Source organism: Devosia sp. CN2-171, assembly GCF_049354815.1.
In the GTDB taxonomy this organism is placed as follows: Bacteria; Pseudomonadota; Alphaproteobacteria; order Rhizobiales; family Devosiaceae; genus Devosia_A.
Genome location: NZ_CP186479.1, coordinates 2,208,693 through 2,231,203, shown reverse-complemented (window position 1 = coordinate 2,231,203; position 22,511 = coordinate 2,208,693). Strand labels below are relative to the sequence as shown.

Here is a 22,511-nt window from a genome sequence, read left to right as displayed (position 1 = left end):
CGGCCGTCAGGTCAACTTCAACGCCGCAATCGCCCGCCCCACAGTCGGCACCTCGTAGGCCGGCGGCAACTCCGGCCGGGCGATCATGAACACCGGCAACCGCAGCCGCAGCGCGGCTTGCAGTTTCGCCTCCGTCTGCGCCCCGCCGGAATTCTTGCAGATCAGGTGGGTAATTCCCTGCTCCTGCAGCAGCGCCAGTTCGCCGTTGAAGAAGAACGGTGGTCGCGCCTGGATCGACGTCGCGTTCACCGGCAGTTCCCGCTCCGGCGGCTCGATCGAGCGCACCACGAAGCTGCAATCGGTGCGCCGCAGATACGGCTCGAGCTTGCTGTGCCCCACTGTCAGGAACGCCCGCGCGCCCTTCGGCAGCGCCTCGGCTGCCGCTTCGGCCGACGCCATGTGCTTCCAGAACGCATATTGTGGCTCGGCCCAGCCCGGCCGCGTCAATCGCACCAGGCGCAAGCCGGCAAGCTCGGCGGCCCGCACCGCGCTGCGCTTGATCTCTTCGGCATAGGGGTGCGTGGCGTCGACCAGATGGTCGAACCGCTCGCTCAGCACATAATTGCCCAGCCCGTCGCCGCCACCGAAACCGCCCACCCGCACATTGCCGGCAGGCAGCAGCGGCTCGCTCGTCCGGCCGGCGAGCGAAGTGGTGACGTCATGGCCCAGCTTGACCAGCTGCGCTGCCAACAGCCGCGCCTCCTCGGTGCCCCCAAGGATCAGAATTCTCATCGTCCAGTCGCTTTCCCCTACGACCCCTGCGTCCGTCGGGCCTGCCAACCCGGGAGAACGCATTTCGGGCCGCGTCCACGCCACCCCGTCCGCACTATAGGGGCTAGCACTAGGATTTCGCAGCACAATTCTACGCAGGCTTCGCATAACGGCGGGTGCATATGAACGGCCTCGTCATCGCCGCCCCGCGCTCCGCCTCCGGCAAGACCACCGTGACACTCGGCCTTGTCGCCGCGCTCACCCGCCGCGGCCTCACTGTGGCCCCCGCGAAATCCGGCCCCGACTATATCGACACCGCCATCCTCGCCCGCACCGCCGGCCGCGAGGCACTCAACCTCGACGCCTGGGCCATGTCGCCGGCGCGCCTACACCAGCTCGCCGCGAACCACGCCGCCAATGCCGATCTGCTGCTCGTCGAAGGCGCCATGGGCCTCTTCGATGGCGCCGCCGATAATCGGGGTTCCACCGCCGATCTCGCCGCTACGCTCGGCCTGCCGGTCATCCTCGTCCTCGATGCCGAACGCCAGAGCCAGTCGATCGCCGCCCTCGCCCACGGCTTCGCCACCTGGCGCCCCGACGTCACCGTCGCGGGTCTCATCGTCAACCGCGCCGCCTCCACCCGCCACGAAGCCATGGTGCGCCGCGCCCTCGGCGCGCTCCACATCCCGCTCCTAGGCATCATCCCCAAGCGCGACACCCTGGTCCTCCCCGACCGCCACCTCGGCCTCGTCCTCCCCAACGAAGTCGCCAGCTTCGACGAAGTCGTCAACGCTGCAGCGGAAGCAATCGAGGAATACGTCGACCTCAACCTGTTGCTGGCCTTATCCTCCCCCGTTCACGGGGGAGGGGGACCGCCGGAGGCGGTGGAGGGGGCGACCACACGCACCGGCCTCCCACCCCTCGCCCAGCACATCGCCATTGCCCGCGACGCCGCCTTCGCCTTCCTCTACCCGCATTGGCTCAGCGACTGGCACACCGCCGGCGCCACGCTCACCTTCTTCTCGCCCCTCGCCAACGAATCCCCGGACCCGACCGCCGACGCGGTATTTCTCCCCGGCGGCTATCCCGAACTCCACGGCGAAACCCTTGCGGCCGCGACCCGTTTCCACGCCGGCCTCCACGCCGCGCGCGACCGCGGCGCCCTCATCTACGGCGAGTGCGGAGGCTTCATGGTCCTCGGCCAGTCGATCACCGACAAATCCAGCGTCACGCACGCGATGTCGGGCCTGCTCCCGCACGAGACGCGCATCGATCGCCCCAAGCGCATCCTCGGCTACCGGCGCCTGACCCACGCGAGCCCGCTACCGTTCCCGGCCCGTCTCACGGGCCACGAATTCCACTATTCCAGCGCCCGGCGCACGCACGGCACGCCGCTGTTCGCGGCCACCGACGCGCTCGGCGAGGCGCTGCCGCCGATGGGGACCGTCGACGGCCGGGTGATGGGCTCGTACGCCCATGTGATCGACGTCGCCTAATCCGTCTCCGGCTTGCGGATCATGTACGTATCCATGATCCAGCCGTTCTTCGTCTGCGCCTCGGTGCGCACCCGTTCAATCTCGTCCATCACCTCGCCCACCTTGCCGGCCACGAGAATCTCGTCCGCCGTGCCGAGATAGGCCCCCCAGAAGATCTCCGCTTCTTCCCCGGCAAACCGGCGGAACACCTGGTGATTGTCCAGCATCACAACCGCGCTCGACAGCTCATCCGCCTCGCCCTCGCCGACGCGCCGGCCGGTGATGATCGTCACCGCTTCGCCGACGCGATTGAGCGTCACCTGATGCTGCGCCGCCAGTGCCTGCGGCGCCGAAATCCCGGGGATGACCTCGATGGCAAGCTCCCAGCCGGCGCCCTGCATGTCCTTCAATATTCGCAGCGTTCCGTCGTAGAGCGTCGGATCCCCCCAGACGAGGAACGCGCCGACGCCGTCCTCTCCGAGTTCGGCGAACATCCGCTGGTAGGCTGCCTCGAGCTTGTCACGCCACTCGTTCACCGCATCCCGATAGCCCGGCGTGTCCGCTCGCCGCCGCGACGGGATGGCGAAATCGACCAGGCGATACAATGGCTTGGCAACGAACCGTTCCAGCATCGTCAGCCGGATCGCGTTCAGCCCCGCCTTCTCCTCGCCCTTGTCGGGCATGAAGAAGACCTCTGCCCGGTTCATGGCGCTGATCGCCTGCACCGTCAGGTAGTCCGGGTTGCCGGCCCCGATGCCGATTACGAGGATGGTACGCATATCCAATCCCTACCGGATCGGCGCCCGACCCGCTATCAGTTCGCAATGACTGCCAGATCGATCATGTTCATGGGCACCGGCTCCGATGTCGGGAAATCCCTGCTCGTAGCGGGACTTGCGCGTGCTTACGCCAATCGCGGCCTGCGGGTGGCGCCGTTCAAGCCGCAGAACATGTCGAACAACGCGGCGGTGACCGCCGATGGCGGCGAGATCGGACGGGCTCAGGCATTACAGGCGCGGGCGGCACGGCGGGAGCCCATCACTGCGATGAACCCGGTGCTGCTAAAGCCCGAAGGCGAGACCGGGTCATCGGTAATCGTTAGAGGTCAGCGTCGCGGATCATACAAAGCCCGGGACTATTGGGCCAAAAGACATGAACTTCTGCCGGAAGTGTTGGGTGGGTACAACGAGCTGGCGGCCGACTGCGACCTCGTCCTCGTCGAAGGCGCAGGCAGCGCGTCCGAGGTCAATCTTCGCTCGGGCGACATCGCCAATTTCGGCTTCGCCAGCGCCGCCGACAAGCCGGTGGTGCTGATCGGCGACATCCAGCGCGGCGGCGTCATCGCCGCGCTGGTCGGCACCTTCGCCGTCATCGACCCGGCCGACGCGGCCCTGATCGCCGCCACGCTCGTCAACAAGTTCCAGGGCGATCCGCAATTGTTTGACGATGGCAAGCAATTCATTGCCGAACGCACCGATCGTCCGTGCCTCGGTCCGATCCCGTTCTTTGCCGATGCTTCGAAGCTTCCCGCCGAGGACGTGCTCGCGCTCGATCAGTTGCCGCGCGGGCAGGGCGCCTATCGTATCGTCGTCCCCCGCCTGCCGCGCATCTCCAACTTCGATGATCTCGATCCGCTCCGCCTCGAACCCGGCGTGAGCCTCGATATCGCTGAGCCGGGCCGCCCGCTGCCGCCGGCCGATCTCATCATTCTGCCCGGCTCGAAGTCCACCCGCGCCGATCTCCGCGCCTTGCGCGAACAAGGCTGGGACATCGACATCCTCGCCCAGCACCGCACCGGCACGCGCGTGCTCGGCATCTGCGGCGGTTACCAGATGCTCGGCACCATCGTGTTCGATCGCGACGGCGTCGAAGGTCCCGCCGGCACCTCCGCCGGCCTTGGCCTTCTCGATGTCTCGACCGTTCTCGGCGCGACCAAGGAACTGCGCGTCGAAGCTGCCACGCATGTCGCCTCCGCCCAGTCGATCAGCGGCTACCACATGCATATGGGCGTCACCTCCGGCACCGGGCTCGATCGCCCCTTCGCCCGCATCGGCAACGCCGCCGACGGTGCCGTCAGCGCGGACGGCAGCGTCATGGGCACCTATCTCCACGGCCTCTTCGCCGCCGACGATTTCCGCCGCAGTTTCCTCAGCGCCGCCGCCGCGACCTCGACGCTGGCTTACGAGCGGATGGTCGAGCAGACGCTGGACGGGCTCGCCGCCCATCTCGAGCGCCATCTCGATCTCGACTACATCCTCGGGCTCGCCCGCTGATGACACCACTGGTCGCGCTCATCGCCCTCGCTGTCGAGCGGCTTGTCGGCTACCCCAACGCTGTCGTCGCGCGCATCGGCCATCCCGTGATCTGGATGGGCCGGCTGATCTCGCTCCTCGATACCCGCCTCAATAATCGCACGAGGGGCAGGGGCGTCCTCGCGCTCCTGATCCTGTTGGCCGTCACTGCCGCGATCACCGTCGTCATCGCGATGATCCTCCGCGCCGTCCCCTACGGCTCCATCATCGAGGCACTCTTGGCCTCGACCCTCCTCGCCCAAAGATCCCTCGGTGACGCCGTGACCGCAGTCGCCACCGCCCTGCGCCGGTCGCTCACCGAAGGCCGAACCGCCGTCGGCCACATTGTCGGTCGCGATCCCGAAACCCTCGACGCGCCCGGCGTTTCCCGCGCCGCCATCGAAAGCCTCGCCGAGTCCACCTCAGACGCGGTCGTCGCGCCGCTGTTCTGGCTGCTGCTTCTCGGCCTTCCCGGCATCGCGCTCTACAAGGCGGTCAACACCGCCGACTCGATGATCGGCCATAAGACCGAGCGTCACCTGCAATTCGGCTGGGCCAGCGCCCGCTTCGACGATCTCCTCAACCTCGTCCCCGCTCGGCTCTCGGCCCTGCTGATCGCGGGCGCCGCCTTCTTCGTCAAGGGCGCCAACCCCGAAGCCGCCTGGTCGACCGCCTTGCGCGACGCGAGAAAGCACGAAAGCCCCAATGCCGGCTGGCCAGAAGCCGCCATGGCCGGCGCGCTTGGCTTCGCGCTCGGCGGTCCCCGCAGCTATGCCGGCGAGACGGTGGATTTGCCCAACTTCGGCGACGGGCGGGCGGAGCTGGGGGCGGAGGATATCGATCGGGCGCTGCGGCTCTATCGGGCGGGACTGAATGTGCTGCTCGCTGTGGTCGCGCTGATTGCTGTTCTAGTTTGGCGGTTGAGCTAGCACCGACGATCCCCCACTCAGTGGTTGTTGTGGCCTTTCGCTGTCACACAACAACCGCTTCCGGCCGTTCCTGCCTCAGGCCTCATGCACCCGCCGCATCACCTCGGGCACGGGTGGCGAGCCCTTCAGCACCATCGGCAGCCCGGCCACCACGAAATACGCATCGTCGCAAATCTCGGCGACGCGCTGATGTGCCGAGCCCACGAGATCGCGAAACATACGGGCCATGGCATTATCGGGCACGATCCCGAGTCCGACCTCGTTCGACACCAGAATCACCCGGCTGCCCTGGGTTTCCGTCAGCGTCGCCAGCAGCTCGTCCACCGCCGCCGCGACATTCTCCTCGGCCATGATCAGGTTGGTGATCCAGAGTGTCAAGCAATCGACGAGGATCGCATCGTGCTTCCTGGCGGCCTCGGTAATCGCACGGCTCAGCCTCAGCGGCTCCTCGATCGTCGCGAATTCCGGCCCACGCTGTTCCCGGTGCGCCCGCACCCGCTCGCGCATCTCGTCGTCGAGCGCCTGCGCCGTCGCGAGATAGGCCGGTCGCGTCCCCGCCCTCATGGTCAGCCGCTCGGCAAAGCCGGTTTTGCCCGATCGTGCTCCGCCCAACACCAGTACGTGACCCATCACGGCCTCCTAGCCATAGAAATGCGCGCTAGCCGCATCGGCTCCCTTGCGCGCACCTTGTTCGCATGCGAGCCATGCAGCAAGCGGCCTTCCTCGGCGCAACCGGTCGCTTATTCTACTTTCGTCTGAAACCCATTGGCATTATGGTCCGCGCCGGACTCGGGGGGCTTCTCGGGTCGCCAGCTTTTTTCTCCTGGAGAGCGCGTTCCGTGGCTAGGTATTATCTCGGGGTGGATGGTGGTGGCACCAACTGCCGTATCCGTCTTGCCGACGAGAACCTCAAGACCCTGGCCGATGCGGCTGGTGGTCGTTCCAACCTGCAGATCGAGGCCGGCGAGCCGGCTTACCGGTCGATCATGGAGGGGACCAGGGAAGCGTTCCTCAAGGCCGGAATCGATTACGCCGAGACCGCCAACACCCACGCCTGCTTCGGCATGGCGGGTGGCCGCCTGCCTTCGGCCCGCGAGGCGTTCGAAAAGCGCAGCTGGCCCTTCGCCGGCGTCAAGGTCTACGACGATATCGACATCGCCCGCGCCGGCGCCCATGGCGGCGAGGATGGCGCGGTGATCATCGTCGGGACCGGCTCCGCCGCCCTCGCCATGGTCGATGGCCAGCGCCACCAGGCCGGCGGTTGGGGCTTCCAGATCGGCGACCAGATGAGCGGCGCCATCCTTGGCCGCGAGCTCGTCCGCTATTCCGTCGAAGCCGCCGATGGTCTCGTCGAAAGCTCTCCGCTGACCGAGGCGGTGATCGCCAAGCTCGGCGGTTCGATCGATGCCGTGATGGATTGGTCGTTCCCGCAGGATCCGCGCGGCCCCATGCCCGCGACATCGGGTGCCCCATCGACGCTGCTCGGCCGCGCGCCAGCCGAATTTGGCGCGCTGATCCCGCTGTTCTTCGACTATTTCGAGCAGGGCGATCCGGTGGCCAAGAAGCTGATGGCCGTCGAGCTCGGCTACATCGACAACTACGTGCGCTGGTTCAAGGCGCGCGGCGTCACCCGCATGGCCGCCGTCGGCGGCTTCGGCACGCGCCTCTATCCCCTGATGATCGAGCGGTATGGCGATTTCATCGTCCGCCCGGTCGATGAACCGCTGCATGGCGCTGTTATTCTTGCCAAGCAGAACTTTGCCTGAGCCTCAGTATGACTTTCCACGACAGGAGCCTGACTAGCGTGTCCAGCCGCATCATCCCGGTCCAGCCCTTTGACTACGTGGTGTTCGGCGCGACCGGCGACCTGACCAAACGCAAGCTCATCCCGGCGCTCTACCACCGCTTCAAGGATGGCCAGTTCGGCGATACCAGCCGGATCATCGGCGTGTCCCGCACCAAGCTCACCGATGCCGAGTTCCAGAAGCTGGCGCGCGAGTCGCTCGAGGCCTTCGTCGAAAAGTCCTATCTCGACAAGAAGACCGTCGACCGCTTCATTTCGATCTTCTCTTACGTCGCCAACGATGTGACCGACGAGGCGCACTGGGGCGACCTGGGCAATAACCTCCGCGACGATCCCAAGATCGTGCGCGCCTTCTATCTCGCCATCGCGCCGGACCTGTTCGGGCCGACCTGCGACTACATCCTCAAGAAGGGCTATTATCGTCGCGACGCCCGCGTCGTCATCGAGAAGCCGCTCGGCCACGACCTCGCGTCGTCCATCGAGATCAACGACGAAGTGTCGAAGATCTTCAAGGAAGATCAGGTCTACCGCATCGATCACTACCTCGGCAAAGAGACCGTCCAGAACCTCCTCGCCCTGCGCTTCGCCAACATTCTGTTCGAGCCGATCTGGAACTCCGCCCGCATCGACCATGTGCAGATCACCGTGGCCGAATCGGTCGGCGCCGGCACCCGCGGCTACTACGACGAGAGCGGCGCGCTGCGCGACATGGTGCAGAACCATATCATCCAGCTCCTCTGCCTCGTCGCCATGGAGCCCCCGGCCTCGGACGCCGCCGATGCGCTGCGCGACGAGAAGCTAAAAGTGCTGCGCTCCCTAAAGCCCATCGCCACCGGCGATGTCGGCCGCGTTACCGTGCGCGGCCAGTATCGCGGCGGCAGCGTCGATGGTGGGCAGGTCGCCTCCTACCAGGATGAACTGCCCGAGGAGAAGAAGGGCTCGCGCACCGAGACCTTCGTCGCCATCAAGGCCGAGATCGAGAACTGGCGCTGGGCCGGCGTGCCCTTCTATATCCGGACGGGCAAGCGGCTCGTCTCGCGCGCCTCCGAGATCGTCATCCAGTTTCGCAATATCCCGCACTCGATCTTCGATCACGCCGAGGGCGCCCCGCGCCCCAACCGGCTGGTCATCCGCATCCAGCCCGACGAGGGCGTGAAGCTGTTCCTGATGATCAAGGATCCGGGCCCGGGCGGCATGCGCCTGCGCGAGGTGCCGCTCAACCTGAGTTTCGCCGAAGCCTTCCAGGAGCGTACGCCCGAGGCCTACGAGCGCCTGCTGCTCGACGTCGTGCGCGGCAGCCAGACCCTGTTCATGCGCCGCGACGAACTGGAGGCCGCCTGGAGCTGGATCGATCCGATCCGCAATGCCTGGGATGCTGCATCGGACGCGCCGCAGACCTATACTGCCGGCACCTGGGGTCCGACCGGCGCGATTGCGCTGATCGAACGAGATGGCCGCACCTGGCATGAGGATGATCTTTGAACGTGACGCGACGCAGCTTTGGTACCAAGGAGGATCTGGCGCTCGGCTTGGCCGAGGCCGTCGCCGGTCACCTCAATGACGGGATCGAAGCGCGCGGGCAGGCCGTCCTCGCCGTGTCGGGCGGCTCGACGCCGGCCCGGTTCTTCCAGGTTCTCGGCCGCAACCGCACCGTCGATTGGTCGAGGGTCATCGTCACGCTCGTCGACGAGCGCTGGGTCTCGGAAACCTCGTCGCGCTCCAATGCCGGCCTCGTCAACGAGAAGCTGCTGCAGGGCCCGGCGGCCGTCGCCCGCTTCGTGCCGCTCTGGTCCGGCGGCGACGAGCCGACCGATGCGGCCATCGCCCGCACCAACATTGCCATCAACGCCCTCCCGACCCCGTTCGACGCGGTCATCCTCGGGATGGGCAATGACGGACATACCGCATCCTTTTTCCCCGGTGGTGATAGTCTCACCGCGGCGTTGACCGGCGAGGGGCCGGCCATTGCCATCCGGGCTCCGGGCGCTGGGGAGCCCCGGGTGACGCTAGTCCTGAGGCGCCTGCTCGACACCTCGGGACTCTATCTGCATATCGAGGGGGAGGAGAAGCTGGCGACGCTGGAGGTGGCTTCGGGCGACGGTCCCATCGAGGACATGCCGATCCGTGCCGTACTCAGGCAGACCCAGACGCCAATGAATATCTTCTGGAGCCCGTGAGGAAACTGCCTCTACTGGGTTCCCCCCAAGGAGCCAAAGAATGTCCGTCGTAAAGGCCGTCCAGGAAGTCACCGAGCGCATCGCGGCCCGGAGTGCAGGCTCGCGCCGCGAATATCTCGAACGCATCGAGGGGGCGCGCATCCAGGGCGTGCATCGCGCCGCGCTGGCCTGCGGCAACCTCGCCCACGGCTTCGCCGCCTGTTCGCCATCCGACAAGGCCAAGCTCGCCGGCTCCAAGTCGCTCAACCTCGGCATCGTCACCTCCTACAATGACATGCTGAGCGCCCATCAGCCCTACGAGACCTATCCCGAGATCATCAAGGACGCCGCCCGCCAGATCGGCGCTACGGCCCAGGTCGCCGGCGGCGTGCCCGCCATGTGCGATGGCGTGACCCAGGGACAGCCGGGCATGGACCTCTCGCTGTTCAGCCGCGACGTCATCGCCATGGCGACGGCGATCGCGCTGAGCCACAACATGTTCGATGCCGCGGTCTATCTTGGCATCTGCGACAAGATCGTCCCCGGCCTGATGATCGGCGCGCTGACCTTCGGTCACCTGCCGGCCGTGTTCGTCCCTGCCGGTCCGATGCCGACAGGCATCTCCAACGACGAGAAGGCCAAGGTCCGCCAGCTCTATGCCGAGGGCAAGGTCGGCCGCGCCGAGCTGCTCGAAAGCGAAGCCAAGTCCTACCACTCGCCCGGCACCTGCACCTTCTACGGCACGGCGAACTCCAATCAGATGCTCATGGAGATTATGGGCCTGCATTTGCCCGGCGCCAGCTTCGTCAACCCGAACACGCCGCTCCGCGAAGCGCTGACCCGCGAGGCGGCGAAGCGCGCGCTGTCGCTCACCGCCGAAGGCAACGACTACACCCCGATCGGCCACATCGTCGACGAGAAGGCCATCGTCAACGGCCTTGTTGGCCTGCTCTCGACCGGCGGCTCGACCAACCACACCATGCACCTCGTCGCCATTGCCGCGGCGGCCGGGCTCAAGGTGACCTGGGAGGACATGTCGGATCTTTCGAGCGCTGTTCCGCTCCTTGCCCGCGTCTATCCTAACGGCATCGCCGACGTGAACCACTTCCACGCCGCCGGCGGCATGGGCTTCCTTATCCGCGAACTGCTCGAGGCCGGGTATCTGCACGAAGACGTCAAGACCGTCTGGGGCGCCGGTCTTTCGGGCTACGCCGTCGAGGCCAAGCTGCTGGAGGACAAGCTGACCTTCGAACCCTCGCCGGCAGTCTCGGGCAACCCGAAGGTGCTCGCGCCGGTCAAGGACGCCTTCTCCGCCAATGGCGGGCTGAAGGTGCTCTCGGGCAATATCGGCAAGTCCGTCATCAAAGTTTCGGCCGTGAAGCCCGAGAACCGGGTGATCGAGGCCAAGGCCCGCGTCTTCCACACCCAGGAGGGGCTGCAGGCCGCGTTCAAGAACGGCGAGCTTAACGGCGATGTCATCGCGGTCGTTCGCTTCCAGGGCCCGAAGTCGGTCGGCATGCCCGAGCTGCACAAGCTGACCCCGCAGCTCGGCATCCTGCAAGACCGTGGCTTCAAGGTCGCGCTGGTCACCGACGGCCGCATGTCCGGCGCCTCGGGCAAGATCCCGGCCGCCATCCACATGACCCCGGAAGCCTCGGATGGCGGCGCCATCGCCAAGATCCGCGACGGCGACCTGATTCGCCTCGACGCCAACGAGGGCACGCTGACCTTCCTCGGCGACGAGCGCGAGTTCTTCTCCCGCACCCCCGCCACCGAAGACCTCCGCCGTGAGCATTTCGGCATGGGCCGCGAACTCTTCGCCGGCTTCAGAGCCCTGGTCGGCACCGCGGATCGGGGCGCCAGCGTCTTCGGCTGAGGCATCGACCTTGCACGCGGGCACATCGCTCACCCCCCCGCCGTCATTCCCGCGAAAGCGGGAACCTACTGGGATGCCGCAGCGCTGGTGGAGGCCGAGAGTCCGCACTGGATTGCCGCTTTCGCGGGAATGACGACAGTAGAGGTGGGGCAGTTTCCCCGGCGGATCATCCAACGATACCGAGCCTGCTGTGGATCGCGTGCCACGTCTGCGACGGATGTGATTGGCGATAGCCAAAAACTTCTTGGCCTTACTTTAATGCAAGTGCACTCTCCCTGCTTGGGGGCTGGTTTGCGCCGGCTGTGGCGGTTGCCGATGCGACCGGTCGAGGGGAGGCAAGGGTGCTTACAAGGATACTCGTAGCGGTTGCGGCATCCGCAGCCATGGTCACCGGCGCGCTGTCCTGGGATGGGGCGCGTTCCAATCATCTGCGTCCCGAGGGCTCGAGCAACATCAGCCTGACGACGACGCTCCTCCACGGTGAAGGTACGATCGACCTCGGCGCGAGTACGCTCGATGTCGGCGTCCTGACCCCGTCCTTCCAACACACGTTCGACGCCTTCGGCAATGTCGGCACTGTGCTGATCGGCATGCCCGTGGGCAACGTCTCCTTCGAAGCCGGGCCCTTCGATGTCGATACCGGCATTGCCCAGGGCGACATGTTCGTCGGCGGTTCGTTCGGACTGCTCGGGATGCCGTCGCTCTCCCCTCAGGAATATTTCCAGTACGTGCCGACCAGCCTGCAGGCCAGCGTCGAGGCCAAGCTGTTCCTCCCCACCGGTGATTATGATCCGGACCGGATCGTCAGCCTCGGACAGAACCGCTGGTCGCTGACGGCCAGTGTTCCGATCACCTATGTGCTCGGCGACACCATGCTCGACCCGGAACTGATGACGTTCGAAATCCGGCCGGGCGTCGTGATCTTCGGCGACAATGATGAACCGTTCGGTGGCGCCGACGTCATGAGCCAGGCCCCCATCTTCGGGGTCGAGGGCCACATCACCCGCAACTTCGGCAACAGCCTCTGGGCCGCGATCGACGGTTACTACGAGATCGGCGGCGAAACCTCCTACGATGGCTACGCCCAGGACGACGAGCTCGAGACGCTCGCATTCGGCGCTACCCTCGGCCTGGTGCTCAGTCCCTCCTTCGCCATGCGCCTCAGCTACCGTGAACTCGTCTATTCCAACGTGCCGGATTCGTCCGGACGCACGTTCGAGATCGTCTCAGCCTTCCTGTTCTAGTTCATCCTCCGCCGCTGGGCCTCCCCCGATCGCCGTCATCCCCGGGCTTGACCCGGGGACCCAGCGATATCGGCAACATCCCATGGGTCCGCGGATAGCGACTGAGAGGATGGATGTTGGGAAGGCACCTCGCGCCTGGCCCCAGGCCCCATTGTCACGCCGTCGACTCAAACGCACGATACCGAAACGCATCCATCCGTCTCGGGGCTCATCATGTCGCTTCTCACCCGCCGCCACCTCCTGCAACTCCTCGGCACCGTCGCCGTGCTGCCGCTCCTGACCAGCCCGGTCTTTGCCCAGTCCACCCCGGCCGCGCGCCTCATCATTCTCTCCGATCTCCACTCGGCCTATGAGCGCAGCGCCCAGCTGCTCGCCGCCGTCGCCGCCGAGATCGCTGCCAACCCGGCGCCCGCCGCAATCCTGATCAATGGCGATGTGTTCGAGCTCGGGAACGTCGTCGCCACCCGCTCGGAAGGCGCAGTCGACTGGAAGCTGCTCGAGAAGCTGTCGCGGCTTGCGCCGACCGTGCTCAACATCGGCAATCACGAGCCCGACCTGATCAACGACCTCGCCCAGATGATCACCCGCGCCCGCCGCGCGGGCATCACTGTCGTCAGCAACATCACCGATACCCGCACCGGCGCACTCTACACCCAGCCCGGCTTCCTGCTCGATCTCGGGCCGATCCCGATCGCGCTGGTCGGTATCGCGACATCAGCGCTCAACACCTATCCCAAGACCTCGCGCGACCAGTTGGGCATCCCGGACCCGGTCGAATGGGCCACGGCCAACCTCGAGACCAACCTTCCCGACGGCAACCTGCACGTCGTCCTCAGCCATGCCGGCGTCGTTGCCGACCGCGGCATCCTCCCGCTACTCGATGATGGCAGCCTGCTCATCGGCGGCCACGACCACCTGGTCCTCGAGCACGCCGAGGGCAAGACGCGCTACGTCCACACCGGCTCGTGGAGCAGCCTCATAACTGTCGTCGACATCGCCGCCGACAAAAGCCTCTCGCTGCGCCAGGTCGCCGTCGATCGCAACGGTGCCGCCGACGAAGAACTCACGGCGCTCATCGGCGCCACCTTCGCCAAGCACCTCACCGCGGAAGAGCTGGCCATCGTCGGCATCAGCCCGACGGCCCAGACTCTCGGCGAGAGCGCCCGCTTCGCCGCGGCCACGCTTGCCGCCGCCGCCGGGGCCGATGTCGGCTTCATCGGTCACACCACTTTCGGCACCGGCCTGCCCTCGGGCGAGGTGACCAAATACGTCTTCGACTCCGTCGTCCGCTTCGACGGCAAGCTCGTCACCACCGAAGTCGATCGGGCCACGCTTGATCAGATTCTCGCCATCACCAACCAGGATGGTGATATCCCGCTTGCCGCCCGCACCGGCGATTTCCTCTACGCCTCGCCGCTCGAGCTGGCCGACAAGCCCACCTACAAGCTCGTCACCAACGACTGGTCTGCGACGAACCAGAAGAGCTATTTCGGCAGGGAGGATTTGGAGTTCGCCGAGATCGAGCCGGTCACGCAGGTCAAGGCGACGGTGCTGGTGGCGCTGAATTAATCCACGCACGATCGCGCCCGTTGTCACCGTCATCCCCGGGCTTGACCCGGGGCCCACGGGATGTGGCAACCATCGCCGGCGTCATGCCCGCCCACCGACATCGGGGTTTGTGGATGCGCCCACGGGAGTGCCGCGTCTCATTCGGACCACGGCACCACTGTGACCTCCGGCCACACTGACTTCGCCCGCGCGCCCTTCGCCTCATGCGCCACCCGGTTGGGCAGCACCGGATTGGGCACCACGCGAAAGGAAAAGATGTCGTCGAGCCCGAACGGCGCGACGATGCTCATCGTCCCATCCGCCGCGAGCCTCGCACCCACCGCATGGGTCTTGGAGGCATAGCGACCGAGCATTTCCGCCGACGAGGTCAGCGGCGCGAAATCCGTCACCTCGAACTTCTGCGGAAACCACAAGTGCACCCGCGCCTGGTTACGCACCTGCACTGGCAATGGCAGGTCGGCAAACCGCGCCGCGAGCCGCTTGATCACCACGTCCTCGGCTTCCCAGCTCGTATCGGGATCGAAGTAGAACACGTCGATATCGTTGATGCCGGCGAGGGCAGGGCGCCCGGTCAGCCGGTTCCACACCAGGTTGTAGATCGCCCCTGCCACCAGCAACTGGTCGGGCAGCCTATCGTTCCGCAGCCCCTCGAGCACGGCCATCATCACCGGCTCGTCGCGGAGGAATGCCTCCACTGCCGCAACCTGTTCCGCTTGCGGCCTTCCGGCCAGTCTCAGGTGTTCGCTCATTGGGCGAGGCTGGCCCGATTCCACGCCCCACCGAAAGCTCCTTTGCAACCCCGCCGAACTCGCGCTACCGCTTGATCTGTCGCGACTCGGGAGGATGTTATGCGCAAGGGCTGGCGGTTCGCCCCACTGGTGCTGGTGATGCTTCTCGCCGCCTGCTCGTCGATCCCGATCGGCACCGGCGACAAGCTGCGCAATCTCGATTACCTCAACGACGATATCGCAAGCCTGCTGCTCGCCTTCGACCTGCCACCCTCGCTCGAGCCGGCCCCCGAGGGCTCGACCCTCAGCTTCGACATCAAGTCGCCCGCGAGCGGCGAGAAGCACATCAAGGCGACCCTCGTGATCGCCGACGCCGACGAACTCGCCGGCACGCTTCCGCCGCCTACAGGCGAGCGCAATTACTACCTCTTCGGCTTTTCCGACGCCGACAAGACAGCGATCCGCGAAGCCCAGGCTTGGGCGAAAACTCTGCCACAGGGCGCCAACTCGCTCTCGGTTTCGCTCGCCCCGCGCCTCTGCCGCACCGAGCCGATCGATCCGGCGAAGACCACGGTCTCCGCCCTCATCGCACTCCCCGGCGCCACCGGCCTGTCACCGCTCCTCAGCAACATCCCGCTCTCGACGATCCTGTCGCAGGCGCCGATCAAGGATGTACCGGCCTGTGCGGGGCATTCGGGATAGGAGCCGGCTCAGGGCGCCTGCGCCGCCAGTTCTGCCATTCGCGTGAGCCATTCCTCACGCTGTGGCGGCTTCAGGTCCTTGACCCCGCCGATCCGCGTCACCGCAACCGGCCGCATGCCGCAGATCTCGAGCGTCGCGGCCCGCACGGCATTGATATCGGCATCGTGGTACCGGCTCTCGAGCCAATCGGCCGTCGCATCCGAGGTGGTGATGATGTGGCCGGATCGACCCTGCAGCAGCTTCTTCCAGAACGGGTCGTTGGCGTCGTGCCGATAGGTGAATTCGGAGTAGAGCGTGCGGTCGAAGAAGCCCTTGAGCAGGGCTGGGACGTTGCCCCACCACACCGGGTAGAACAGCACGAAATGCTCGCACCAGCTGAGATTGGCCTGCGCTGCGATCAGGTCGTTCTCCAGCGGTTGCACCCGCCGCAGTCCCTCGCGCAGGATCGGATCGAAGCTCAGCTGGAACAGATCCTGTCGACGGATTTCATGGCCTTTGGCACTCGCCGCGGCGCAATAGGCCTCGCACAGGCGACCGTTGAAGCTGTCGGAGTTGGGGTGGGCGAAAAGGACATAGATGCGCATCTGCCGGCTCCGCGATGGGGCATCGTGGCACCGAGTGTGACTGGTCGCATTGACCAAGGTCAAGCGAGGGACCCGGTACTGCCGTCCTAGAACCCGCCGCCGGTCTTGAATCCGCCGCTGGTGCGGTTGCCGCTCGACCCGGTGCGTGGCCGCGAAAAACCGCCGCCGCCCGATGAGCCACCGCCGAAGCCGCCACCGCCGGTAGGCAGTCGGCCCCAGCCGCCGCCGAAGCCGCTATTGCCACCGCGCTGGTTCCCCGATGAGCCGCCGCCAAAACTCGAATCGGGCCAGCTGAAGCCGCCCGAATTGCCGCCCCAGGGTGAATCCTGCTGGCGTTGCGCCGTCGGGCTGCCGCCCTGCCAGTTCTGGCTGCGCCGCCATTGACCCCAGTAGTCGGCTGCCGAAATGCCGCCGCGCAGGAAATCGTTGAGCAAGTCGCCGACCAGCTTGTCCTCGCCAAAGCTCGAGCGCGGATTGTCGAAATTCTGCTTCTTGAACTCGTACTGGATGTCCTCCAGCTCGCGCCGCCGGGCCGCCAGCGTCTTGAGTCGCGCCTTCTGGTCGCGGCTGTCAGCGTCTTCCTCGACCGCACGCTGCCGCGACTCGTCGATCTGCTTGACGATCGTGTCGTCCTGCGCCGTCTGCGTCGCCCGTGCCGCTGCGAGCAGCGTCTGGATATCCTCGCGCCCCAACGCCTCCGCCAGCCCGCTCACCGCCGACGAGAACGCCGGATCGCTGCCCTGCGCCAGCTCGCGCTGCTCGCGTGCGCGCTCGTCGCGCTTGTCCTCGGCGACCACCATTGCTTCGTCGATGGCGCTGATCCGGGCCTGCGCGGCTTCGAGCTGCTCGCGCATCGGCCGGCCGCCGGCCGCGTCCACCGCCGCCTTTTCGAGCCGTGTCACCTCGTCCGCTGCAGCCGCCGCGATCTGCTGCTGCCGTTCCGCATGTTCGCGCAGCCGCATCGGGATCTCGTTGAGCATGGCGAAATTCGCCCGCGCCTCGGGAAAGCCGACGAGCCCGGCAATCAGGCTGTCGAGATAGCGGATGAGGTTGTTTTCGCGGTAATTCTTGGTGCCGTAGCCGCGCTCCCACAGGTACATGAACAGCGAATCGTCGCGGTAGGGCTTGCCCTTTTCTTCCCTGTCCGTCTCGGCCTGTTCGGTCTTGCGGATGCTCTCGGCCGCCACCTGCGCCAGCTGTTCCGCCGCGCGTCGCTTCTCGGCATATTCCGGGTCCTTGACCCCTTCGACGGCCACCTTGTCCGACAGCGTCTTCAGGGCCTTCTGCGCCGCTGCCGCCGCCTCGAGCTTTTCCGCCCGCTCCTTGGCGAGGCTTGCGATCTGCTTGTCGAGTTCCTTGAGCCCGCTTTCGGCCGAGCTGAGCTCTTCGCCGTGCCGGGTCAGCATCTCGCGCGCCTTGGTCTCGGCCTGGCTCAACCGGCCGCTGAGTTCTGCCTGCGTCGTCGGGTCGAGCCGGACCTCGGCCAGCTGCCGCAACAGCTCGCTCTCGGTCTCCTTGAACTTGGTGACCAGCTCGGCCGAACGCGACAGGCGCTTGGCGATCTCATCCTCCTCGCGGCGGATGTCGCGCAGCGCGTCGTCCAGCGACCGGAGGGCTTCGGGGCCGGAAAGGCTCATGCCGCTACCACCTCGTCACCGCGCCATTGAGCACTGGCATCACATAGTCGACGTCGAGGAAGCCGTATTCCTTGATGCCCAGGACGTTGCGCTGCACGATGCCGTCATCCTTCTTGTCGGCCTCGACCGCCTTGTAGGTGCTCTCGGGCACCCGAACGCCCCAGATCGCGACATTCTCGGTCTGGCCGTTCTCTTCATTGGTGACCGGCAGCGTCAGTGCCTTGCCGTCATCGCCGACGGCTTCGACGACCACATAGTAGTTGGTTGCCGCCGTGTTCACCTCGGGGAAGGTCCAGAAGCCGGTCTTCTGGTCCTGCCGGTTGACGATCTTGAGCTGATAGGCCTGCCGGATCCGGTCACGCAGTGCCGTCAGCTGGGTGATCGCCTGTTCGGCCCCGGGCCGGTTGCCTTCGGCCGCGGCGGTCTTGCCGCGTTCGCGCAGAGCTTCGGCATTGGTCGCCGCCTGCTGCACCTTGGTTTCCTCGAAGACCGTCTGGTAGAGCGCGTCCATCTGCGCCGGCAGCTTCTCGCTGAGTTCGACCCGCGCGCCTTCGACCTGGGCGTCCTGGAACGGCTTGTAGGCGAGGAAATAGCCGCCGAGCCCGATGGTCAGCAGCAGGATGACGCCGATGGCCGCCGGGCCCCACTTCTTGCGGCTGACATAGAGCTTGGCGAGGCTGACGCCGAAACCCGGCTTGGGCGGGGTGTAGGTGAAGCGGCTTTCGTCGAGCGCTTTCACGCCCTCCGCCAGCACCGCATCGGTCACTTCGATACCCTGCTGGTGATAGATTTCGCGCAGCCGGTCGATCAGCTGCTTCTCGCGGGCCTCGCCCAGCAACTCGCGCTCAACCAGGTCCTGCCGGTGGCGGAGCGTGTCGACCACGTCCATCGCCAGCATCACCTCATCGAGCGGGGCCTTCTCGGTCGCCGTCGTCGTGCTCATGATCGAGCCAGTACTAGCTCCGCCTCGCGGTTCAAGCCTTCTTCTCTTCCAGGAGCAGCGCGTTACCTTCGGCCGCCAGCTTTGCCAGGCGCCGCTTGCCGTCTTCCACCGCGTCCCGGATTTCGGCCGAGTTCTTGGTCGCTGCCTCGCGCATCTCGTTGATGATGACGCGCGATTTCTCCTGGAAGTTCACCACCGAGTCGACCAGCTTCTTGACCGCATCGGCGCGAATGGTCGGACCGTAGCCGGCACGGACGGCTGCCTCGCCGACCTGGTCGCCGATCTCGGAAAGCGTCTCGAGGCTCTTCGACATGCCTTCCTTCATCGCGTTCAGCGTCTCGGTCGATTCATGCAGGCCAAAAAGACCGGTGAACGAGGCCGACAGCGCCGTGAATACCGTCTCGTTGGTCGAAAAGAACGAGATCGCCTGCTGGTAGACGCGCTCCTTGGCCTGCGTCGTCTGCATTAGGCGTGCCATCACCACTTCCGAGGTGGAGTAGGAGATGGTGAGGTTGTCGCTGAGGTCCTTGGTGATCTGGTAGCGGCGCTCTTCGTTCTGCAGCGCGCGCAACTTTTCGTCGCGGTCCATTTCCAGCCGCGCCCGGTCGGCCGGGGTGCCGGTGGTGAAGGCGGCAACGGAGTCCGAGGCGGCCTTGAGCGTCGCCTTCTTCTCGTCGAGGTGCTTGGTCGCCGTGTCGAGCAGCTCGAGCGCCATCACTTCGGCCTGCTTCAACGCGCCGCGGAAATCGCGATAGGCCTCGAGGATGATGTGCTCGCGATCGACCTGGTCCTTGGTGTCTTTGGACACCTCGAGATAGGTGTTGCGGATCTTGTCGAAGCGGGTCGCGATATCGCCGCGCGACACCTTCATCCAGACGTTCGAGGCGCGCTCCATCAGGTCGAGCTTGCCGTCGTCGAGCTGGTCGACCATGCCCTTGGCATCGTCGCGGATGGAGTTGAAGCCGTTGGTGATGTCCTCGTAGCGCTCGCCGATCTTCATCGCGGCGACCTGGCTGCGCACCACTTCGTTGAAGGCGCTGGCCTGGGTGAGCGTCCGCCCGATCAGAATCACCTTGTTCTCGTCGAGCGCGGTGATCTCGTTCAGCAACCCGGTAATCGGCTGCTCGGCCGGCTGCTCGGGCCAGATGCCGAGGTTCTTGATCGAGGTCATCGCCTTGTCGAGATACTGCAGCGGCTTTTCCATCACTTCAGTGGCCATTTGGATGCTCTTCCTCTGTAGGTCACCTTGGGGCGACATGATTCCCGTTACCGGCGCCGGATGCCACACTAGTCATGCGCAACGCGCCTGTTTTGCGGCATATGGTGCTAAAAAGCCTCATGAAAAGGTCGCATGTCGAAGTTTGGCTGCACCGTTGCGCCGACGGCGCGGTTGCCCTCGTGCCACCCCGGCATTAGCTATGCCTTGCGCTCGGCAGTGAAGGGATCGCCTCTATGCAGTTTGGTGGCAGTTATCTGGTTTCGGCCCCCCGCGCCAAGGTGTGGCAGGCGCTCAACGATACCAACGTGCTGAGGGCCATCATCCCCGGCTGCCGCCGCATCGACTGGACCGGCCCGACGACCCTCGAACTCGAGATCGAGGTCAATCTCGGCCTCATGCAGCCGGTGTTCAACGGCGATCTCGAACTGCGCAACGTCGTGCCGGCGCAAAGCTACACGCTTGCCGGCAAGGGTCGGGGCGGCCTCCTCGGCAAGGCCGAAGCCGCCGCCGATATCACGCTGAGCGACGCTGGCGAGCACACCCGCCTCGTTTTTGTCGCCGATGGCGGAGCCGACGGCGGCATCATGAAGCTCGGCAAGTCCCTCATCGGCAAATCCGCCCAGAAAGTCATCGACGGCTTCTTCGAACGCTTCGGCCAAGCCATGGGCGCCGAAGTCACGCCGATTACGTCGTGATCCTCCACGGGGTGTCGTATCGTTCGGTGATACATTTCCCTCGACGCTCCTCCATGCATCAGTCACTGATACGTCGCGGGGGCCGGAGACGATCAGATCCTCAGGGGAAAGCACGCTGAGGCGATAGCTTCCGGGCGCGCGCCAAAGGGTTTCCCTGCTGATCTGGTTTCTCCCGCCCGCCGGAAGCTTAAGTGGCTGGATGAGGCAGTAGAGCTCCGGGACCTCAGAAGTACTCCCGGCAACCGTCTCGAGGCCCTGGTGGGTGATCGCACCGGGCAACACAGCATTCGCATCAATGACCAGTGGCGGATCTGCTTTCGCTGGTCGGATGGCGGTGCTGACGACGTCGAGATCGTCGACTACCACTGATGGAGAGTGAGATGCTGAAGTTCGATCCGCCGATTCACCCAGGAGAAATCTTGCGGGAGGAATTCCTAGCCCCTCTGAAGCTCTCATCCGGTGCCCTCGCCAAGGCACTTGGGGTGCCGCGCACTCGCATAGAGCGCATCGTCAAGGAACAGATGGGCAGCGCGGACACGGCCCTGCGACTGGCGAAGTACTTCGATACGACACCCAATGTGTGGCTCAATCTGCAAGCCAGCTACGACCTTGCGATTGAAGCCGAGGCGCTGAGGGAGCCTCTCGCGGCAATCCATACTCGCGACGCCGGGAACGACAACCGGCCGCACCTAAAGCCACGGGCGCGCGCCTGACCGCATCCGGCAGCCCACAAAATTTTGCCCACTTGGTCAAAGTTTTGCGCGAATCCCCCTTGCCGAGCGCCTTTTTGCGAGATTGTATCCTCCCCAACGCGCCGGTTGTCAGGGCGGCAATGAGCCGTTGCCGGTGCGATACAGGGAGACTATTCCAATGAACTTCTTTTCGAAGCACCTCGGTGCTCTCGCCGCTGGCGTTGCCGCTTCGGTCCTCGTCGCCGGTGCCGCCTTCGCCGACCCCGCGATCATCTATGACCTCGGCGGCAAGTTCGACAAATCCTTCAACGAAGCGGCCTATAACGGTGCCGAGGCGTGGAAGGCCGAGACCGGCGGCACTTATATCGATCTCGAGCTGCAGAACGACGCCCAGCGCGAGCAGGCGCTCCGCCGCTTCGCTTCGCAGGGCGCCAACCCGATCGTGATGGCCGGCTTCTCCTGGGGCACTGCCCTCGGCACTGTCGCCGCCGAGTTCCCCGATACCAACTTCGTGGTGATCGACGCCGTCGTCGACCAGCCGAACGTGCAGTCGATCATCTTCGACGAGCATACCGGCTCGTTCCTCGTCGGTGCGCTCGCGGCGCTCAAGTCCACCACCGGCACCGTCGGCTTCGTGGGCGGCATGGACGTGCCGATCATCCACAAGTTCTACTGCGGCTATGCCCAGGGTGCGAAGGCCGCCAAGCCCGATATCAAGCTGATCGAAAACTACACCGGCACCACCCCGGCCGCCTGGAACGATCCGGTCACCGCCGGTGAACTCACCAAGGCCCAGTTCGATGCCGGCGCCGACGTGGTCTTTGCCGCCGCCGGCGGTTCCGGCCTAGGCGTGCTGCAGGCAGCCGCCGACGCCGGCAAGCTCTCGATCGGCGTCGACAGCAACCAGAACTACCTGCACCCCGGTTCGGTCCTCACCTCGATGCTGAAGCGCGTCGACGTCGCCGTCACCACCGCCTTCAAGGAAGCCGGCGACGACGCCACCTTCAAGCCCGGCATCACCGTGCTCGGCCTTGCCCAGAACGGCGTCGGCTATGCGCTCGACGACAACAACAAGGCCCTGATCGACGACGCCACCAAGGCCGCCGTCGACAAGTTCTCGGCCGACATCCAGTCGGGCGCGATCACGGTGCACGACTACACCACCGACAGCACCTGCCCGGGCGTCTGAGGTCCTCGTGACCGACCCCGTGCCTAACGGTGACACTACTGCGCGGCGGCCCCAAGGGGCCGCTGCG

At 65.7% G+C, this 22,511-nt stretch carries 22 protein-coding genes; 14 read left to right on the top strand and 8 right to left on the bottom strand.

All coding sequences use genetic code 11. The features are described 5' to 3' along the window. Nucleotides 1-6: 6 nt before the first annotated feature. Nucleotides 7-732 (bottom strand): cobalt-precorrin-6A reductase, encoded by a 726-nt coding sequence (locus tag ACOYW5_RS11020; protein ID WP_423069294.1) that lies wholly within the window; start codon nucleotides 730-732, stop codon nucleotides 7-9. Between the two features lie 161 nt (nucleotides 733-893). On the opposite strand from ACOYW5_RS11020, the gene ACOYW5_RS11015 reads away from it, so the two are divergent. Further along, on the top strand, nucleotides 894-2,207 hold the full coding sequence (locus tag ACOYW5_RS11015; RefSeq protein WP_423069293.1) for a cobyrinate a,c-diamide synthase: 1,314 nt from the start codon (nucleotides 894-896) through the stop codon (nucleotides 2,205-2,207). Here the strand turns inward: ACOYW5_RS11015 and cobF are convergent. Continuing rightward, the gene (gene cobF, locus ACOYW5_RS11010) at nucleotides 2,204-2,965 is read right to left on the bottom strand and encodes a precorrin-6A synthase (deacetylating) (RefSeq protein WP_423069292.1); all 762 of its coding nucleotides are present in this window, start codon (nucleotides 2,963-2,965) and stop codon (nucleotides 2,204-2,206) included. The genes ACOYW5_RS11015 and cobF overlap by 4 nt on opposite strands. A gap of 45 nt (nucleotides 2,966-3,010) precedes the next feature. Here cobF and ACOYW5_RS11005 point away from each other — a divergent pair, with 45 nt between their 5' ends. Beyond that, nucleotides 3,011-4,459: a cobyric acid synthase gene (locus ACOYW5_RS11005; protein ID WP_423069291.1), complete on the top strand. Its 1,449-nt coding sequence runs from the start codon at nucleotides 3,011-3,013 to the stop codon at nucleotides 4,457-4,459. Then, nucleotides 4,459-5,406: an adenosylcobinamide-phosphate synthase CbiB gene (cbiB, locus tag ACOYW5_RS11000; RefSeq protein ID WP_423069290.1), complete on the top strand. Its 948-nt coding sequence runs from the start codon at nucleotides 4,459-4,461 to the stop codon at nucleotides 5,404-5,406. The genes ACOYW5_RS11005 and cbiB overlap by 1 nt, the downstream gene beginning before the upstream one ends. A 75-nt stretch (nucleotides 5,407-5,481) precedes the next feature. Here cbiB and cobU read toward each other — a convergent pair whose 3' ends face one another. Continuing rightward, a complete protein-coding gene (cobU, locus tag ACOYW5_RS10995) occupies nucleotides 5,482-6,036 on the bottom strand; it encodes a bifunctional adenosylcobinamide kinase/adenosylcobinamide-phosphate guanylyltransferase (RefSeq protein WP_423069289.1) in 555 nt (184 codons plus the stop codon). Between the two features lie 209 nt (nucleotides 6,037-6,245). On the opposite strand from cobU, the gene ACOYW5_RS10990 reads away from it, so the two are divergent. The 6 genes from ACOYW5_RS10990 (at nucleotide 6,246) to ACOYW5_RS10965 (ending at nucleotide 14,055) form a co-directional block, all read left to right on the top strand. Further along, the gene (locus ACOYW5_RS10990; RefSeq protein WP_423069288.1) at nucleotides 6,246-7,172 is read left to right on the top strand and encodes a BadF/BadG/BcrA/BcrD ATPase family protein; all 927 of its coding nucleotides are present in this window, start codon (nucleotides 6,246-6,248) and stop codon (nucleotides 7,170-7,172) included. 38 nt (nucleotides 7,173-7,210) lie between these two features. Beyond that, entirely contained in the window at nucleotides 7,211-8,692 is a 1,482-nt protein-coding gene (gene zwf, locus ACOYW5_RS10985; protein WP_423069287.1) for a glucose-6-phosphate dehydrogenase, read from the top strand. Nucleotides 8,693-8,694: 2 nt separating this feature from the next. Beyond that, a complete protein-coding gene (pgl, locus tag ACOYW5_RS10980) occupies nucleotides 8,695-9,387 on the top strand; it encodes a 6-phosphogluconolactonase (protein ID WP_423069447.1) in 693 nt (230 codons plus the stop codon). A gap of 40 nt (nucleotides 9,388-9,427) precedes the next feature. Beyond that, complete coding sequence (gene edd / locus ACOYW5_RS10975; protein WP_423069286.1) at nucleotides 9,428-11,242, top strand: phosphogluconate dehydratase; 1,815 nt, start codon at nucleotides 9,428-9,430, stop codon at nucleotides 11,240-11,242. A 341-nt stretch (nucleotides 11,243-11,583) separates the two neighbouring features. After that, entirely contained in the window at nucleotides 11,584-12,486 is a 903-nt protein-coding gene (locus tag ACOYW5_RS10970) for a transporter (RefSeq protein WP_423069285.1), read from the top strand. Nucleotides 12,487-12,699: 213 nt separating this feature from the next. Next, a complete protein-coding gene (locus tag ACOYW5_RS10965) occupies nucleotides 12,700-14,055 on the top strand; it encodes a metallophosphoesterase (protein ID WP_423069284.1) in 1,356 nt (451 codons plus the stop codon). Between the two features lie 137 nt (nucleotides 14,056-14,192). Here ACOYW5_RS10965 and ACOYW5_RS10960 read toward each other — a convergent pair whose 3' ends face one another. Next, nucleotides 14,193-14,804 carry a nucleotidyltransferase family protein gene (locus tag ACOYW5_RS10960; RefSeq protein ID WP_423069283.1) on the bottom strand — a complete coding sequence of 204 codons (612 nt, stop codon included), beginning with the start codon at nucleotides 14,802-14,804 and terminating at the stop codon, nucleotides 14,193-14,195. A 99-nt stretch (nucleotides 14,805-14,903) separates the two neighbouring features. Between ACOYW5_RS10960 and ACOYW5_RS10955 the strand changes: the two genes are divergently transcribed. Continuing rightward, a complete protein-coding gene (locus tag ACOYW5_RS10955) occupies nucleotides 14,904-15,485 on the top strand; it encodes a hypothetical protein (RefSeq protein ID WP_423069282.1) in 582 nt (193 codons plus the stop codon). An 8-nt stretch (nucleotides 15,486-15,493) separates the two neighbouring features. On the opposite strand, the gene ACOYW5_RS10950 is transcribed toward ACOYW5_RS10955, so the two are convergent. From ACOYW5_RS10950 to ACOYW5_RS10935, 4 genes are all read right to left on the bottom strand, one after another. Continuing rightward, nucleotides 15,494-16,069 carry an NAD(P)H-dependent oxidoreductase gene (locus ACOYW5_RS10950; RefSeq protein ID WP_423069281.1) on the bottom strand — a complete coding sequence of 192 codons (576 nt, stop codon included), beginning with the start codon at nucleotides 16,067-16,069 and terminating at the stop codon, nucleotides 15,494-15,496. A gap of 86 nt (nucleotides 16,070-16,155) precedes the next feature. After that, the gene (locus ACOYW5_RS10945) at nucleotides 16,156-17,706 is read right to left on the bottom strand and encodes a hypothetical protein (protein ID WP_423069280.1); all 1,551 of its coding nucleotides are present in this window, start codon (nucleotides 17,704-17,706) and stop codon (nucleotides 16,156-16,158) included. A gap of 4 nt (nucleotides 17,707-17,710) precedes the next feature. Further along, entirely contained in the window at nucleotides 17,711-18,649 is a 939-nt protein-coding gene (locus tag ACOYW5_RS10940; RefSeq protein WP_423069279.1) for a DUF6384 family protein, read from the bottom strand. Between the two features lie 31 nt (nucleotides 18,650-18,680). Further along, on the bottom strand, nucleotides 18,681-19,868 hold the full coding sequence (locus tag ACOYW5_RS10935; RefSeq protein ID WP_423069278.1) for a cell surface protein: 1,188 nt from the start codon (nucleotides 19,866-19,868) through the stop codon (nucleotides 18,681-18,683). A 233-nt stretch (nucleotides 19,869-20,101) separates the two neighbouring features. On the opposite strand from ACOYW5_RS10935, the gene ACOYW5_RS10930 reads away from it, so the two are divergent. From ACOYW5_RS10930 to ACOYW5_RS10915, 4 genes are all read left to right on the top strand, one after another. Then, entirely contained in the window at nucleotides 20,102-20,563 is a 462-nt protein-coding gene (locus ACOYW5_RS10930; RefSeq protein ID WP_423069277.1) for a CoxG family protein, read from the top strand. A 96-nt stretch (nucleotides 20,564-20,659) separates the two neighbouring features. Continuing rightward, entirely contained in the window at nucleotides 20,660-20,932 is a 273-nt protein-coding gene (locus ACOYW5_RS10925; protein ID WP_423069446.1) for a type II toxin-antitoxin system RelE/ParE family toxin, read from the top strand. A gap of 11 nt (nucleotides 20,933-20,943) precedes the next feature. Then, entirely contained in the window at nucleotides 20,944-21,276 is a 333-nt protein-coding gene (locus tag ACOYW5_RS10920; RefSeq protein ID WP_423069276.1) for a HigA family addiction module antitoxin, read from the top strand. Between the two features lie 157 nt (nucleotides 21,277-21,433). Further along, complete coding sequence (locus tag ACOYW5_RS10915; RefSeq protein ID WP_423069275.1) at nucleotides 21,434-22,444, top strand: BMP family lipoprotein; 1,011 nt, start codon at nucleotides 21,434-21,436, stop codon at nucleotides 22,442-22,444. Nucleotides 22,445-22,511: the final 67 nt, after the last annotated feature.

Coding starts and splice junctions, on each gene's coding strand:
- ACOYW5_RS11020 (WP_423069294.1), bottom strand. CDS start 732: ATGAGAATTCTGATCCTTGGGGGCACCGAGGAGGCGCGGCTGTTGGCA.
- ACOYW5_RS11015 (WP_423069293.1), top strand. CDS start 894: ATGAACGGCCTCGTCATCGCCGCCCCGCGCTCCGCCTCCGGCAAGACC.
- cobF (WP_423069292.1), bottom strand. CDS start 2,965: ATGCGTACCATCCTCGTAATCGGCATCGGGGCCGGCAACCCGGACTAC.
- ACOYW5_RS11005 (WP_423069291.1), top strand. CDS start 3,011: ATGACTGCCAGATCGATCATGTTCATGGGCACCGGCTCCGATGTCGGG.
- cbiB (WP_423069290.1), top strand. CDS start 4,459: ATGACACCACTGGTCGCGCTCATCGCCCTCGCTGTCGAGCGGCTTGTC.
- cobU (WP_423069289.1), bottom strand. CDS start 6,036: ATGGGTCACGTACTGGTGTTGGGCGGAGCACGATCGGGCAAAACCGGC.
- edd (WP_423069286.1), top strand. CDS start 9,428: ATGTCCGTCGTAAAGGCCGTCCAGGAAGTCACCGAGCGCATCGCGGCC.
- ACOYW5_RS10965 (WP_423069284.1), top strand. CDS start 12,700: ATGTCGCTTCTCACCCGCCGCCACCTCCTGCAACTCCTCGGCACCGTC.
- ACOYW5_RS10960 (WP_423069283.1), bottom strand. CDS start 14,804: ATGAGCGAACACCTGAGACTGGCCGGAAGGCCGCAAGCGGAACAGGTT.
- ACOYW5_RS10955 (WP_423069282.1), top strand. CDS start 14,904: ATGCGCAAGGGCTGGCGGTTCGCCCCACTGGTGCTGGTGATGCTTCTC.
- ACOYW5_RS10950 (WP_423069281.1), bottom strand. CDS start 16,069: ATGCGCATCTATGTCCTTTTCGCCCACCCCAACTCCGACAGCTTCAAC.
- ACOYW5_RS10945 (WP_423069280.1), bottom strand. CDS start 17,706: ATGAGCCTTTCCGGCCCCGAAGCCCTCCGGTCGCTGGACGACGCGCTG.
- ACOYW5_RS10940 (WP_423069279.1), bottom strand. CDS start 18,649: ATGAGCACGACGACGGCGACCGAGAAGGCCCCGCTCGATGAGGTGATG.
- ACOYW5_RS10935 (WP_423069278.1), bottom strand. CDS start 19,868: ATGGCCACTGAAGTGATGGAAAAGCCGCTGCAGTATCTCGACAAGGCG.
- ACOYW5_RS10930 (WP_423069277.1), top strand. CDS start 20,102: ATGCAGTTTGGTGGCAGTTATCTGGTTTCGGCCCCCCGCGCCAAGGTG.
- ACOYW5_RS10920 (WP_423069276.1), top strand. CDS start 20,944: ATGCTGAAGTTCGATCCGCCGATTCACCCAGGAGAAATCTTGCGGGAG.
- ACOYW5_RS10915 (WP_423069275.1), top strand. CDS start 21,434: ATGAACTTCTTTTCGAAGCACCTCGGTGCTCTCGCCGCTGGCGTTGCC.